Genomic DNA, 14,067 nt, shown 5'->3' on the forward strand with positions numbered 1-14,067 from the left:
TTTCAGAGAGAATTCCGTCTGCCCCTCAGGTTATTACAGGAGCCGGTAGGCTTGAATTCGCCACACTATTCCAGCGCTTAATCTACGAGGACGGTGTACGACGTGCGCGTTCACATTGCCACTGACCATGCGGGGCTCGAGCTCAGCCGCTACCTGGTCGACTCCTTGACGGAACTCGGGTACGAGATGGTCGATCACGGGCCCGAGGCCTACGATCCGCAGGACGACTACCCGAGTTTCTGCATCAACGCCGCCCTGGCCGTCCGGAAGGATCGCGAGAATGGGGAGGACTCCCTGGGCGTCGTCCTCGGTGGATCGGGAAACGGGGAACAGATGGCGGCCAACAAGGTTCCCGGGATCCGTGCCGCATTGGCTTGGAACCACGAGACCGCCGCCCTCGCCCGCGAGCACAATAACGCCCACATTGTTGCGGTGGGTGGCCGCCAGCACACCAACGAAGAAGCGTTGGAGATCATCAAGGTCTTTCTGACCGAAGGATTTCCAGGGGAGGAACGTCACGTCCGCCGCATTGGGCAGATGGAAGAGTTCGAGGCGACCGGACGCATCGAAGGCAAGCATCTGGAAACCGATGACTGAGACGGTCGGCCTGAACTCTGACAGGTCCGCCCGAGGGCGGTCGTCCGGTGCCTGAGGGACATTCGATCCATCGTGTGGCGCGCAGGTTCCAGGACGCCTTCGTGGGGCAGCGCCTGAGTGCGTCGAGTCCCCAGGGCCGGTTCGCGCAGGGCGCGGCGCTCGTGGACGGCGCACGGGCCGTGGAGGCATATGCGCATGGCAAGCATTTCTTCCTGGTCTTCGACAACGACCTGACGCTCAACGTCCATCTGGGGATGTACGGCGCCTGGACCTTTGGTGGTGATGCCACGTTTCGGGCGTCGTCCTCAATAGGCGCTCCGCGGAAAATGGGGGAGGAGGAGTCGTCCGATTCCGAGGAGGCCGAGCGTGAATACGTCGGCCCTCCGGCCCCGAGACCCACGACGCGCGTGCGCCTCGAATCCGACAATGGATGGGCGGACCTGATCGGGGCGACGACGTGCCGCATCCTCGAGCCCACGGGTGTGGCCGAGTTGCGGAAAAAGCTTGGCCCCGATCCCTTGGACCCGGACGCCGACCCCACGCCCTTCTACAGTGCGTGCCAGAAGACTTCCAGACCGATCGGTGCGGTCCTGATGGACCAGCAGGCGATCGCCGGCATCGGGAACATCTACCGGGCCGAGTCCCTCTTCCGTGCCGGACTCGATCCGCATACGCCCGCCCACCGGGTACCCGATGAGACCACGGCCTTGTTGTGGCGGGACAATGTCCGTCTCATGAGTACCGGGGTGGAACTCGGTCGCATCGTGACGACGGCGCCCGAGCACCGTCTCGGTGTCTCGTCCCGCCATGCGTGGCCCACCCATGCGAATTACGTCTATGGCCGTGTGGGCCACACGTGCCGGGTGTGCGGCAACGACGCGATCGTGATGGAAGACATGGGCGGCAGGAAATTGTATTGGTGCACGGTCTGCCAAACGTGAAGGCCGGCTTCGCCCGGGTCGAGGCCTGGACGCATCACCCGCCGACGTGGCAATTCTGAGACGAAAACCGCCTCGATCGTGCACGGCAGTGCCACCTCGCGGAGCCTCGTCCCACGGAGGTGCCGGCTCGCGGGGCCCGGGCTGCGACGGGCAACAAAAAATCCGCCCCCGGACAAGACCGGGAGCGGATTTCTCTGGAGAGGGGATGACGGGAATCGAACCCGCGTAATCAGTTTGGAAGACTGAGGCTCTACCATTGAGCTACATCCCCGTGTGGACCTCGACAATATAACCGCACCTTTTGGCGGTTCGTCAAATCGATCCGGCGCCGTGTCGCCGGAAAGATTCGCACATTTGGCCCATTCACGCATAAACTGGCATATGCCTTACGGGGCGTAGCGCAGTGGCTAGCGCGCCTGCTTTGGGAGCAGGAGATCGCAGGTTCGAGTCCTGTCGCCCCGACGTTGGAACACCGAACCGACCTGTTGCCGGCCGTCAGGCCACGGCAGACGGTCGACCAGGTGTGACTCTGACGCCTGATAATCAGAGGTATTCGACACATCCGCCCGGCACACCGCAGGGCGGTTCCTGACCCCGAATCGTAGGAGATCAACGGAAGTGAAGACCGCCGTCGAGAAGCTGAATCCGACTCTGGCCAAGATCCAGGTCGACGTTCCCTTCGAGGAATTCAAGCCGTTTCTGAACAAGACGTACAAGGAACTGGCCGAGCAGATCCAGATGCCTGGCTTCCGAAAGGGCAAGATCCCCAACCAGCTCATCGAGCAGCGCGTTGGTTACGACTTCGTGGTGGAGAATGCACTCAATGAGGGGCTCAACGGTTTCTACCAGCAGGCCCTGACCGAGAACGAGCTCACCCCGCTGGCACAGCCCGAGGTCGATGTCCAGAAGAAGCCCGAGCAGAACGATCGCGAGGCCGACGTCTCTGTCGCCATCGAGGTCGTCGTGCGCCCCGAGGTTGAGCTGCCCGATTACGAGGGGCTCAAGGTTGAGGTGGACGCCGCAGAGGTCACTCCCGAGGACGAGCAGAAGGCACTCGATGAGTTGCGCGGCCGTTTCGGCACGCTGATCAATGTCGAGCGCCCCGCCGCTCAGGACGACTTCGTGACCCTCGACCTGAACGCCCTGATCGGTGAGGAAGAGGTCGACGCCGCGAACGACCTGTCCTACCAGGTGGGCGCCGGCACCATGCTGGATGGCCTCGACGAGGCCATCACCGGCCTGTCCGCTGGTGAGGACGCCACCTTCGAGACCACTCTCGCCGGTGGTGAGCACTCGGGCGAGGCCGCGACCGTCAAGGTCAAGGTCACTGCCGTCAAGGAGCGTGAGCTGCCCGAGGTCGACGACGAGTTCGCCCAGCTGGCCTCGGAATTCGACACCATCGACGAGCTCAAGGAAGACCTGAAGAAGCAGGCCGCCCAGTCCAAGATTGCCGAGCAGGGCAACGCCGCTCGTGACAAGGTCCTGGACAAGCTCGTGGAACTGGTCGAGGTGCCCGTTCCGGAGAAGGTCGTCGAGGACCAGATCGAGCAGCACTTCAACAACCCCAACGCCGAGGCTGACCACGACTCCGAGGAGCACCGCGCCGAGGTTCGCGAGAACACAGAGCGTGCCTTCCGCAACGAGGTCATCCTGGACGCCGTGGCGGACAAGGAAGAGGTCGGCGTCGAGCAGTCCGAGCTGATCGACTACATCATCTCGATGTCCTCGCAGTACGGCATGGACCCCAACCAGTTCGCCCAGATGCTGGATTCCTCCGGCCAGGCCGGAATGATGGTCGGCGAGGTGCGCCGCTCGAAGGCGCTGGCCGCCGTCCTGGAGAAGGCCGAGGTCGTTGACACCGAGGGCAACGCCGTCGACCTGTCCTCCTACATCAAGCCGCAGGGCGAAGGAGAAACGGTCGAGGCCGAGAAGGACGTCGAGGGCGCCGACGAGGCGTAATCGACGTTTTGCGGACACTGTCCGGGGCGGGTGAATCCGCACCGTCAGTCTGACGACGTACAGGGGCGACCCACCGGTTTCGGTGGGTCGCCCTTTCGCGTCGGGACCGCGTGGAAGCGTGGGCGGTCGAGGTCGCACTGGCACGCCATCAGCGAACGAGGGGCGGTATCCCGGCCGTGAAGGCCGTTCGGATACTAGTGTCGATCCCAGACACCCAGAGGCCGGGTCGGGTCATGGAACCGACCGGGCGACTCCGAAGATCGAAAGAGGTCAGACGCACTATGGCTCACAACCTTCCGTACGATGCGGGCACCCGACAGGGTACCGCGCAGCAACAGCCCGTCATGAGTCGCGAAACCGGCAATGGGCAGGACGACCACGTCTACAACCGGTTGCTCAAGGAACGCATCATCTGGTTGGGCTCCGAGGTCCGCGATGACAACGCCAACCTCATCTGCTCCCAGATGCTCCTGCTCTCGGCCGAAGACCCCAAGTCGGACATTTACCTGTACATCAACTCGCCCGGTGGCTCAATCACCGCGGGCATGGCCATTTACGACACGATGCAGTTGATCCCGAACGACGTCGTGACCATCGCGACCGGCATGGCCGCATCCATGGGCCAGTTCCTGTTGTCCTCCGGGACACCGGGCAAGCGGTACGCTACGCCGAACGCACGCATCCTGATGCACCAGCCGTCGGGTGGCATCGGGGGCACCGCCTCCGACATTCGCACCCAGGCCGAACTGATCCTGTCGATGAAGCGTCGCCTGTCCGAACTGACCGCGCAGCAGACCGGCAAGACCGTCGAGCAGATCCTGGAAGACAACGACCGCGACAACTGGTTCACCGCGGACGAAGGCCTGGAATACGGGTTCTTCGACCACATCGCCCAGAGCGCCGGTTCGGTTTCCGGTGGCGGCGGAACCCTCAAGGACGAGAAGTAGCACCGAGAGGGCCACAGCCCAACGGTCAACGCAGAGACTTTTCAGGAGAAAGAACACATGAACTTCAACGCACCGCAGGCCAAGGGTGACGCCGCAGCCGGCGTCCCCATGCCCTCCAACCGTTACGTCCTCCCCAGCTTCGAGGAGCGGACCCCCTACGGGTACAAGCGCCAGGACCCGTACGCGAAGCTGTTCGAGGACCGCATCATCTTCCTGGGCGTTCAGGTCGACGACGCCAGCGCCGACGACATCATGGCCCAGTTGCTGGTCCTCGAGGCCCAGGACCCGGACCGTGACATCACCATGTACATCAACTCGCCGGGCGGTTCATTCACCGCGATGACGGCGATCTACGACACCATGCAGTACATTCGTCCGGAGATCCAGACGGTGTGCCTGGGGCAGGCCGCGTCCGCGGCGTCGGTTCTCCTGGCGGCAGGAACACCGGGCAAGCGCCTTGCGCTCCCCAACGCGAGGGTCCTGATCCACCAGCCGGCCCTCGCCGGACAGCAGGGCGGCCAGGCATCGGATATCGAAATCCACGCCAACGAGGTCATGCGCATGCGCACGTGGCTCGAGGACACCCTCGCGCTGCACTCCGGCAAGGACTCGAAGACGGTCAACAAGGACATCGAGCGCGACAAGATCCTGACCGCCAAGGATGCCCACGAGTACGGTCTGATCGACCAGGTGCTCGACTCTCGCAAGATCAACAAGCCGCAGATCAATACCCAGGACTGAGGCAGGGCCGGCCGAGAGGTCGGTCGATGGTGATGACGGCCGGTTCAGGGTGACCTGAGCCGGCCGAAGTCATCTCCCACCACTCGGGGGAGGCAGGGGAGATGACGTCCTCTGTCGGGTGCGGCCACAACGGCGGAGACCCGTCGGGCGCGCCTGACAAGGGGCGGCATCTTCGCTCCGAGGGGAGCCAACCTGTAGCCTAGGAAGTGCGAGCCAACCAGGTGTACGGAATCCGTCACGTGGCTTCCACGCAAGACCTTCAGATTTGAGGAGCCAGCATGTCGAGAATCGGTGAGAGTACCGACCTGCTCAAATGTTCTTTCTGCGGAAAGTCTCAGAAACAGGTGCGCAAGCTCATCGCGGGCCCCGGCGTGTACATCTGTGACGAGTGCATCGAGCTGTGCAATGAAATCATCGAGGAAGAGCTTGCGGAAGTCTCGGAAATCACCTCGATGGAGCTTCCTCGGCCCCGCGAGATCTTCGACTATCTCCAGGAATACGTAATCGGTCAGGAGCCCGCCAAGAAGGCACTGTCCGTGGCCGTGTACAACCATTACAAGAGAATCCAGGCCAAGGATTCCGGCCAGCCGCAGAGCGGGCAGTCATTGCTCGCCACGGGCGGGGAAGACGTCGACCTGGCCAAGTCCAATATTCTCCTGGTCGGTCCCACGGGGTCCGGCAAGACCTATCTCGCACAGACCCTCGCCAAGAAGCTCAACGTGCCCTTCGCGATGGCGGATGCCACGAGCCTGACCGAAGCCGGGTACGTCGGGGAAGACGTCGAGAACATCCTCCTCAAGCTCATCCAATCCGCCGATTACGACGTCAAGAAGGCCGAGACGGGCATCATCTACATCGACGAGATCGACAAGATCTCCCGCAAGTCCGAGAACCCCTCGATTACGCGGGACGTCTCCGGCGAGGGTGTTCAGCAGGCTCTGCTCAAAATTCTCGAGGGCACCGTGGCGGCCGTTCCGCCCCAGGGCGGGAGGAAGCACCCCCAGCAGGAGTTCTTGCAGATCGATACGACCAATGTTCTCTTCATCGTGGCGGGAGCCTTCGCCGGCCTCGAGGACATTGTGGGCTCCAGGGTCGGCAAAAAGGGCATCGGCTTCGGGGCGCCCATCGAAGAAGCATCCAAGGAAGCCGACATCCTCCAGAAGCTGCTGCCGGAGGATCTTCTGAAATTCGGGCTGATCCCCGAATTCATCGGTCGGCTTCCCGTGCTGACAAGCTTGTCCACCCTGGACGTGGACACCTTGGGTCGTGTGCTCACGGAACCACGCAACGCACTCGTCAAGCAGTACAAGCGCATGTTTGCCCTGGACGACGTCGAACTCGAGTTCGAGGACGACGCAATCCGGGCGATGGCCGAACTGGCCATGGAGAGAGGCACAGGTGCTCGAGGGCTGCGCGCGATCCTTGAGGACCTGTTGCAGTCCATCATGTTCGACATTCCGTCACGTGAGGACGTCGCCCAAGTGATCATCACGGGGGATGTGGTCCGTCACGGATCCGAGCCGGAGCTCGTCACCAAGGACATGCTGGATGAGCAAAAGAAGGACGCTTCCTGAGGTCCCTCCCGTTCACTGACAGGAGTGGTACTGGCCACCGCTGAAAGATCACGGTTCGGTCTCTGTGACGTGTTTTCGTCCCGTTTGGATCACGGTTTTATCAAGATTTTCCCCACAGTTTGAGGCCCGTGACGGCAGGTGCTTAGCTGGTTTCTGTCACGCACGGAACCACAGGGGAGAACACATGCATCGGACCGTTCGCAAGGCGGTTACTAGCTTCCTCGCTATCACCGGACTCTTCGCGATCACCGTCCTGACCGACTACGGCATGATTGCCCGGGACGAACAGTCCTTGGCCATGATCGGTCTGGTCGTCGTCGCTGTGGCGGTTCGTGGTCTCATGTACCTCGACTCGGTGCGTCACGGCAGAGAACCGGAAATCCAGACCCGGGACACCGTGACGGGAAATCTGATCGTGGTGCTCAGCGCGGTCGCTTACGGATGGTTGCTCATGGGTATCCTCGTGGGTACCGGAGTCGTCAGCTCTGCCTACGAATCGGCGCTCAAGGAATTCTACGGTTGGCTCTCGCTCGCTCTGTTCGTGGTTGCCATCGTGGTCTACACCATCGACACCTTCAAGCTGAGGAAAGGCCGCGGCAACGAGGCCAAGGCCGGCCCGGCCCCGACCGAGACGGCGCAGCCCCGTGAACTGATTCACCAGGGTCGGGCATAAACCCTCCCGGTCGCATGTTGCTATGGGCGGAACCCATTCATGTACGAGCAGCACGACAAGGAGCCGGAACATCATGACCCAGCACGCAGACTTTTGGTTCGACCCGATTTGCCCTTGGGCCTGGATGACGTCTCGGTGGATGACGGAGGTCGAGCGCCTTCGCGACGTCGAGGTGACGTGGCATCCCTTCAGCCTCTCGATCCTGAACGACGGCAAGGACCTCGACCCGGACTATCGGAAGCACATCGAGGCCGCACAGGGCCCCGCCCGCGTTGCCATGGCCGTGCGCGAGGAGCACGGCCAGGAGAAGGTCAAGGCCTTCTACGATGCGGTTGGTACCGCGATCCATCCGGAGAAGACGGATGAGCCGGACGAAGCGCGTCGGTTTCACGAGGCCATCGTCAAGGCGCTGGACGAGACCGGACTTCCGGCCCAGCTCGCCGATCACGCGGACTCGGAAGCCTACGACGAGAAGTTGCGTGCCTCCAACAGGGAGGCCCTGGACCTCGTGGGCGACGACGTGGGAGTCCCGATCATCGCGATCGAGGGGACCGCGTTCTTCGGGCCCGTGATGTCACCGGCACCCAAGGGCGAGGACGCGACCAAGGTCTGGGACGGGGCCGTGGCACTCGCCTCGTACCCGGGATTCTTCGAGCTCAAGCGGTCCCGGACCAGCGGACCGATCTTCGACTAGACGCGTTGGTCCTCGCGCGAGGACCTTTCGCGGGATTGGCGCCGGGCCTTCTTGGCTCGGCGCCTTTCTTGTGAACTGGCCCAGGTGTAGTTGACAGCCTCGTCCGAGGTGTAGGAGAGCATCGCGAAAACCTGGCTCGCCATGAGCACGAAGACCGCGTAGACGTTGCTCGAGTCGGCGGTATCGGTGCCGATCTGGATCGCGACGACGATGAAGCTAATACCCAGGAAAGCCAGATTGAACTGCCGGGCCATGTGGCGTCCGCGAATCACATTGATCGACAGAAGAACTTGGAACACGGCCAGAAGCGTCACGCCGAGGCTCATGAAAGTGAGCACGAAGTTCCACAGGTCGTTGCCGGTGTCGCTCACAAAATTTCTGGCAGAGACGGCCAGGTCATTGTCCAGCTGGTCGACGACCCCGGGGGTCATGAGCCGGTACACCGAGCGAGCGACTTGCAACAGGGCCACGAGTGTCACGAGCCCGCCGGCGAGCCAGACGTCCGGCGGGGCCTTCCTGGCCAGCTCGGACAGGTTGCGGTGCTTCCGTCTCGGGTCCTTCTGTTCCTCCGACAAGTGGTCGCCGGGCACGACGTCGTCCAAGTCCAGGATCGGCATGTCCCCGTCGGTGTTGATGCTGTCGCCGCCGCCATTGCGCGAGTTGTACCCGCCCATGAAGTCGTTCAGAACCTCGTGGGAGACCTCGGGGTTCCTGTACTCGAGGGTCGAGACGACGTAGTCGCGCTCCTGATCCGTGTCAGGATCCACCTTGTGCGTGACCTGGAACGTGAAGAGGGACAGGCCGACGGCGTGGTCGTAGGTCGCGGCTGCCAGCCAGTCGACCTCGATGCCGCCGGGCAGCTTCCAGCCCTTGGGGGTCTTCCAGAAGCGCACGTGGTGGCGTTTGCTGGGATTGCCGTCCACTTCCTGCTGGTACGCGAAGTCCTGTTTCCTGCCGAACAGCATGAGGGGACTGACCGGCGCCTCCGGATAGGACGTCTTGCGGAGGGACGAGACGACGATGCGCCACGAACTCTTCAGCGTCACGTCCTCGGCCTTGGTCCAGCCGGCCTTCTTCATGGCTTCGTGGATGTCGTCCTCTTCGGCCTTGAGCGCCAGGTTGACCGGATCGCCGAGGAGCCCGTCCGCGGTCTGTGTGCGCCCGAAGAAATAGTCCGGAACGTAGATGTTGGTCATGATCCGGTGCATGCGGGGCAACGTCAGGTAGGAGGCGAGGCCCCAGAAAATGAGGATGAACAGAACCGACCACCAGCTCAGATGCACGGCTTCCGTGAGGGAGACGACCGCGAGCCACAGTGAGGCCAACCCGGCAAACACGAAATAGATCTCGTCCGACAGTCCCTCGACCAGCCGCCGGCTGTCGGAGAACTGCTGTTTGATTCGGCTCTCGCCCGCTTTGTCGGTGTCGCCCTGGTAGACAGGGTAGTTGGGGTCGTCTGTCACGTTCGGGATCTTCTCCTCAGGCTCTGCGTCCCGGGCCTTGCTGGTCCAGGCCGCGTTCTCACCCGTTCGGCGGGCCGATGGTTCAGGGGGGGGGAGATGGGCCTCCGGCGGCCGGAGGCCCATCTGATGCCGACTACTCGCCGGGGACGAGCTCGACATTCGTGACGGTGATGTCCTCGTCCGATTCGGTCACATCGATCTTCCGGGCGTTGCCGGCGGCCTTGAGGTCGTCCAGACCAGCATGCAACCGGGGGACGCTCTCCGAAGGAACGGCAACGGTCGCCGAAGCGACTTCGGTGCGCTGCTTGACCTTGGCCTCGGACTTCGACTTGCGGAGCCCGGAGAGAGCGCGCCCGACGACGTCGAGAACCTCGGCGTCTCCCGAAGCGGCGACCTCGGCCCAACCCTGGGTCGTCGGCCACTCGGAGCGATGGACCGATCCGTGACGCCACCAGGACCAGACCTCGTCTGTCGCGAAGGGCAGGAACGGTGCGAAGAGTCGGAGGAGTGCATCCAAGGTCGTGGCCAGGGCCGCGTGCACGGACGCCTGCTCGCTCTCCCCACGAGCGCCGTAGGCACGGTCCTTGACCAACTCGACGTAGTCGTCCGTGAATCTCCAGAAGAACGACTCCGTCAGCTGGAGCGCGCGAGCGTACTCATATTTTTCGAAGGCTTCCGTGGCCGCGGTGACGAGATCGCCCAGCTGGGCCAGCAGCGCCCGGTCGAGCCCGTTCGTGACGGTGGCCGCCGTTGCCCCGTGCCCGATGATCGAGGATTCGTCCACGCCTTGCATGAGGACGAATTTGGACGCATTGAGCAGTTTGATGGCGAGGCGCCGCCCGATCTTCATCTGGCCCTCGTCGTAGGCGGTGTCCGCGCCGAGGCGTGCCGAAGCGGCCCAATAGCGAACCGCGTCCGCCCCGTGCTTGCTCAGGACCTCGTCCGGAACCACGACGTTGCCCTTGGACTTGGACATCTTCTTGCGGTCGGGGTCGAGGATCCAGCCGGAGAGTGCCGTATTGGTCCACGGAATCGTCGACGCGAGCGTTTCGGCGCGGACAACGGAACTGAACAACCATGTCCTGATGATGTCGTGGCCTTGCGGACGCAGGTCCATGGGGAAGGTCTTCTCGTGAAGGCTCGAGTCCACGGCCCATCCCGTGGCAATCTGCGGGGTCAACGACGACGTGGCCCACGTGTCGAGGACGTCGGGATCCGCCGTGAACCCACCGGGCTGGTCACGCTGTGACTCGTCGTACCCCGTGGGGGCCTGCGCCGCCGGGTCCACCGGCAAGAGATCCTCGCTGGGCAGCAAGGGCCTCTCATAGTCTGGTTCGCCGGCGTCGTCGACCGCGTACCACAGCGGGAAGGGCACACCGAAGAATCTCTGGCGGGAAATGAGCCAGTCGCCGTTGAGTCCCTCGACCCAGTTCTCGTAGCGGGATCGCATGAATTCGGGGTGCCATTGGATCTCGCGGCCGCGATTGACCAGGTCCTGCCGGCGGTCCGCGTCCCGGCCGCCGTTGCGGATGTACCACTGGCGTGACGTGACGATTTCGAGGGGCTTGTCGCCCTTCTCGTAGAACTTGACCGGGTGAGTGATCTTCTTGGGATCACCGTCCATTTCCTCGGTCTCGCGAAGCATCTCGACGACGGCCTTCTGTGCCGAGAACACGGTGGCACCGGCCATGCGCTGGTAGCGTTCGCGGGCGTCGTCGGCGGTGATCCACTCGGGGGTTTCCCGAGCGAAGCGACCGTCGCGCCCGATCAGTGCACGGGTGTCCAATTGGAGCTCCCGCCACCAGGTGACGTCCGTGGTGTCGCCGAACGTACAGATCATGGCAATGCCCGACCCCTTGTCGGGTTGCGCGAGCTCGTGAGCCTTGACCGGGACCTCGACCCCGAACAAGGGGGAAGTCACGGTTGTCCCGAAGAGCTCCTGGTAGCGCTCGTCATCGGGATGGGCCACCAGTGCCACGCACGAGGGCAACAATTCCGGCCGCGTGGTTTCGATCCAGACCTTGCCGCCGTCGTGGCGATGGAAGGACACGCGGTGGTAGGCGCCGTCGCGCTCCTTGTCCTCGAGCTCGGCCTGCGCGACGGCGGTCCGGAAGGTCACGTCCCACATCGTCGGGGCCTCGGCCATGTAGGCGTTGCCCGCCTCGAGGTCCTTGAGGAAAGCCAGCTGGGAGACCTTGCGGGAGTGGTCGTCGATCGTGCGGTAGGTGCGGTCCCAATCGACCGAGAGACCGAGAGTCATGAACAGGTTCTCGAAGACCTTTTCGTCCTCGACCGCGAGCTCCTCGCAGAGCTCGATGAAGTTCTGGCGCGAGACCACGTCCCAATCGCGCTGGTTCTTCGCCGGCTTCTCGGGCGGTCGATAGCCCTCGACGTAGGGCTTGGACGGGTCGCACCGCACGCCGTAGTAGTTCTGCACGCGGCGTTCGGTCGGGAGGCCGTTGTCATCCCACCCCAAGGGGTAGAAGACGTTCTTGCCCTTCATTCTCTGGTAGCGCGCGACAACGTCGGTCTGGGTGTAGGAGAACATGTGGCCGACGTGCAACGACCCCGAGGCCGTCGGGGGAGGCGTATCGATCGAGTAGACGGAGCCTCGCTCGGTGTTTTCGTCGAAGGCGTAGGTTCCGGAGGATCGCCAGAGCTGCGAGTACTTCTCCTCCAGACCTTCGAGTCCGGGCTTGTCGGGAACGGAAACTGTGGTGGGCGTGTCTGTGCCCTGATCGAATTCAGCCATGCTGCCCATTCTCTCATGCACCCGGCGAAACCCTCGATGCGGCGCATCACCCATGAAGCACCATCCGCACGGGACGTATTTTGTAATAATGTCCGGACAAATTCCCTCAAGCTGTTCGGCCGCGGGTGGCCTTTGTAGTCTGGTTCCATGACGCAACTCAGCACCCATGATTCAGCCACGAAGAAGCTCTCAGCGAAGGTCGCGGTCGTGACCGGCGCGAGTTCCGGAATCGGCCGGGAATCCGCACGCCAACTCGCAGACGAGGGGTGGACCGTCTACGCCGTCGCGCGTCGTGCCGAGCGACTTGAGGAGCTGGCCAAGGAGACCGGGGTCATTCCCCATTCACTGGACATTACGGACCGAGACGCGGTGGACGATCTCGCCGAGCGTGTCATCGAGGAACAGGGAACCATCGACGCACTGCTCAATATTTCCGGTGCCGCGATCGGCGTCGACCCGGTTGCGGACGGCGACCCCGCGGACTGGGAATCGATGTTCAGGCTCAACGTCATCGGGACCCTCCACGTGACGCAGGCCTTTCTCCCGGCTCTCCGGTCCAACGGGCACGGCACCGTCATGAACCTCACCTCCACGGCGGCAGAGGCCGGTTACGAAGGGGGCGGGGGATACAACGCCGCCAAATTCGGCGAACGGGGCATGACCCAGGCGCTGCGCCTCGAGGAGGCAGAGAACAACCTTCGTGTCATCGAGATCTGTCCCGGCATGGTCCGGACGGAAGAGTTCTCGGTCAAGAGGCTCGGCGGCAACCAGGACGCCGCGGACAGTGTGTACCGCGGTGTCGACGAACCGCTGACCGCTGAAGACGTCGCCCGGGTGGTTACGTTCTCGGTCACCCTGCCTCACCACATCAACCTGGACCAGATCACGATGAGACCCGTGGCGCAGGCATCCCAGTTCAAAGTGATCCGCCGGTCATAGGCGAGAGCGTGGACGCGAACACCTTCTCCGGGGTCAGCCTGATTGCGTGCGGCCACGGCACCCGGAATGCCCAGGGGCAGGAGACCATGGCTGCCCTGGTCGCAGCCATCGGACGTCGAATCGGGCGGCCGGTTCTGGGCGCGTCGGTCGACGTCCAGACCCCCGCGGTCGGCGACGTCGTTGCCGACTTGCCCACGGACCGTCCGGGGATCATCATGCCGCTGCTTCTGTCGACCGGATACCACACGAACATCGACCTGCGTGATGCGGCAGCACGATTCGGGGCCGGGGAGGCGAGCGGGACGGGCGTGCGAACGGATCGGATCCGGATCGCGGATCCGTTGGGTCCCTCTGAGCGACTTGCGCACCTCCAGGCCCGGCGTCTCGACGAAGCCGGGTGGAAGCAGGGCGACGGCGTCGTGATGGCCGTCGTCGGCTCGTCCGTCGCCGCCGGGGGCGAAGACGCCCGGGCGCAGGCGAGGAACCTGGAGCGCGTTCTCGGACAACGGGTGGACGTCGCCTTCGGGGCCGCGGCCGACCCCACGGTTCCGGTCGCGGTCGAGGCATGTCGCCGGCGAGGGGCCCCACGGGTCTTCGTCTCCTCATACATCCTCGCCCCGGGCACTTTCCAGGACCGCTTGCACCAGGCCGGGGCCGACGGCGTCACTCGGACGCTGCTCGACGTCGGCGACCCCGACTCCTTGGGCACCGTGGCGGGCATCGCCCTGGACCGGGCGATTCACTGCACTGTGTGACTCTGCGAGTCCTTGTGTTGATGCGTGTTGAG

Annotated in this window: 12 protein-coding genes and 2 tRNA genes; 11 read left to right on the forward strand and 3 right to left on the reverse strand. The window is 63.6% G+C overall.

Annotated features, from left to right (window positions below):
* The first annotated feature begins 102 nt into the window (after positions 1-102).
* Together EWU68_RS02625 and EWU68_RS02630 are read left to right on the forward strand one after the other, a co-directional pair.
* Positions 103-597 carry a ribose-5-phosphate isomerase gene (locus EWU68_RS02625; RefSeq protein WP_129314289.1) on the forward strand — a complete coding sequence of 165 codons (495 nt, stop codon included), beginning with the start codon at positions 103-105 and terminating at the stop codon, positions 595-597.
* Positions 598-644: 47 nt separating this feature from the next.
* Positions 645-1,538, forward strand: a complete 894-nt coding sequence (locus EWU68_RS02630; protein ID WP_129314290.1) for an Fpg/Nei family DNA glycosylase — start codon at positions 645-647, stop codon at positions 1,536-1,538.
* Positions 1,539-1,738: 200 nt separating this feature from the next.
* Here EWU68_RS02630 and EWU68_RS02635 read toward each other — a convergent pair.
* Positions 1,739-1,809: transfer RNA gene (locus EWU68_RS02635), tRNA-Gly, on the reverse strand.
* A 118-nt stretch (positions 1,810-1,927) separates the two neighbouring features.
* On the opposite strand from EWU68_RS02635, the gene EWU68_RS02640 reads away from it, so the two are divergent.
* The 7 genes from EWU68_RS02640 to EWU68_RS02670 all read left to right on the forward strand — a co-directional run bounded on the left by EWU68_RS02640 (position 1,928) and on the right by EWU68_RS02670 (position 8,126).
* A tRNA-Pro gene (locus tag EWU68_RS02640) sits at positions 1,928-2,000 on the forward strand.
* 156 nt (positions 2,001-2,156) lie between these two features.
* Positions 2,157-3,497 (forward strand): trigger factor, encoded by a 1,341-nt coding sequence (gene tig, locus EWU68_RS02645; RefSeq protein WP_129314291.1) that lies wholly within the window; start codon positions 2,157-2,159, stop codon positions 3,495-3,497.
* A 344-nt stretch (positions 3,498-3,841) separates the two neighbouring features.
* A complete protein-coding gene (locus tag EWU68_RS02650; RefSeq protein WP_129314506.1) occupies positions 3,842-4,444 on the forward strand; it encodes an ATP-dependent Clp protease proteolytic subunit in 603 nt (200 codons plus the stop codon).
* Between the two features lie 57 nt (positions 4,445-4,501).
* Complete coding sequence (locus tag EWU68_RS02655) at positions 4,502-5,185, forward strand: ATP-dependent Clp protease proteolytic subunit (protein WP_129314292.1); 684 nt, start codon at positions 4,502-4,504, stop codon at positions 5,183-5,185.
* Between the two features lie 278 nt (positions 5,186-5,463).
* Entirely contained in the window at positions 5,464-6,759 is a 1,296-nt protein-coding gene (gene clpX, locus EWU68_RS02660) for an ATP-dependent Clp protease ATP-binding subunit ClpX (RefSeq protein ID WP_129314293.1), read from the forward strand.
* A gap of 184 nt (positions 6,760-6,943) precedes the next feature.
* On the forward strand, positions 6,944-7,432 hold the full coding sequence (locus EWU68_RS02665; RefSeq protein WP_129314294.1) for a hypothetical protein: 489 nt from the start codon (positions 6,944-6,946) through the stop codon (positions 7,430-7,432).
* A 73-nt stretch (positions 7,433-7,505) separates the two neighbouring features.
* Positions 7,506-8,126 carry a mycothiol-dependent nitroreductase Rv2466c family protein gene (locus EWU68_RS02670; protein WP_129314295.1) on the forward strand — a complete coding sequence of 207 codons (621 nt, stop codon included), beginning with the start codon at positions 7,506-7,508 and terminating at the stop codon, positions 8,124-8,126.
* Here the strand turns inward: EWU68_RS02670 and EWU68_RS02675 are convergent.
* Both EWU68_RS02675 and valS read right to left on the reverse strand, forming a co-directional pair.
* The gene (locus EWU68_RS02675; protein WP_238692267.1) at positions 8,123-9,589 is read right to left on the reverse strand and encodes an LssY C-terminal domain-containing protein; all 1,467 of its coding nucleotides are present in this window, start codon (positions 9,587-9,589) and stop codon (positions 8,123-8,125) included. The two genes, EWU68_RS02670 and EWU68_RS02675, sit on opposite strands and share 4 nt — an antisense overlap.
* A gap of 133 nt (positions 9,590-9,722) precedes the next feature.
* Positions 9,723-12,341: a valine--tRNA ligase gene (gene valS / locus EWU68_RS02680; RefSeq protein WP_129314296.1), complete on the reverse strand. Its 2,619-nt coding sequence runs from the start codon at positions 12,339-12,341 to the stop codon at positions 9,723-9,725.
* A 147-nt stretch (positions 12,342-12,488) separates the two neighbouring features.
* Between valS and EWU68_RS02685 the strand changes: the two genes are divergently transcribed.
* Both EWU68_RS02685 and EWU68_RS02690 read left to right on the forward strand, forming a co-directional pair.
* Positions 12,489-13,280 carry an SDR family oxidoreductase gene (locus tag EWU68_RS02685; RefSeq protein WP_129314297.1) on the forward strand — a complete coding sequence of 264 codons (792 nt, stop codon included), beginning with the start codon at positions 12,489-12,491 and terminating at the stop codon, positions 13,278-13,280.
* A gap of 8 nt (positions 13,281-13,288) precedes the next feature.
* Positions 13,289-14,035: a sirohydrochlorin chelatase gene (locus EWU68_RS02690; RefSeq protein WP_129314298.1), complete on the forward strand. Its 747-nt coding sequence runs from the start codon at positions 13,289-13,291 to the stop codon at positions 14,033-14,035.
* Positions 14,036-14,067 lie beyond the last annotated feature (32 nt).

Source organism: Rothia koreensis, assembly GCF_004136575.1.
Lineage (GTDB): Bacteria > Actinomycetota > Actinomycetes > Actinomycetales > Micrococcaceae > Rothia > Rothia koreensis.

What these genes read in the sequence shown, in the direction of transcription:
- EWU68_RS02670 (WP_129314295.1), top strand. Translation starts at nt 7,506, where the DNA reads ATGACCCAGCACGCAGACTTTTGGTTCGACCCGATTTGCCCTTGGGCC.
- valS (WP_129314296.1), bottom strand. Translation starts at nt 12,341, where the DNA reads ATGGCTGAATTCGATCAGGGCACAGACACGCCCACCACAGTTTCCGTT.
- EWU68_RS02655 (WP_129314292.1), top strand. Translation starts at nt 4,502, where the DNA reads ATGAACTTCAACGCACCGCAGGCCAAGGGTGACGCCGCAGCCGGCGTC.
- clpX (WP_129314293.1), top strand. Translation starts at nt 5,464, where the DNA reads ATGTCGAGAATCGGTGAGAGTACCGACCTGCTCAAATGTTCTTTCTGC.
- EWU68_RS02685 (WP_129314297.1), top strand. Translation starts at nt 12,489, where the DNA reads ATGACGCAACTCAGCACCCATGATTCAGCCACGAAGAAGCTCTCAGCG.
- EWU68_RS02650 (WP_129314506.1), top strand. Translation starts at nt 3,842, where the DNA reads ATGAGTCGCGAAACCGGCAATGGGCAGGACGACCACGTCTACAACCGG.
- EWU68_RS02665 (WP_129314294.1), top strand. Translation starts at nt 6,944, where the DNA reads ATGCATCGGACCGTTCGCAAGGCGGTTACTAGCTTCCTCGCTATCACC.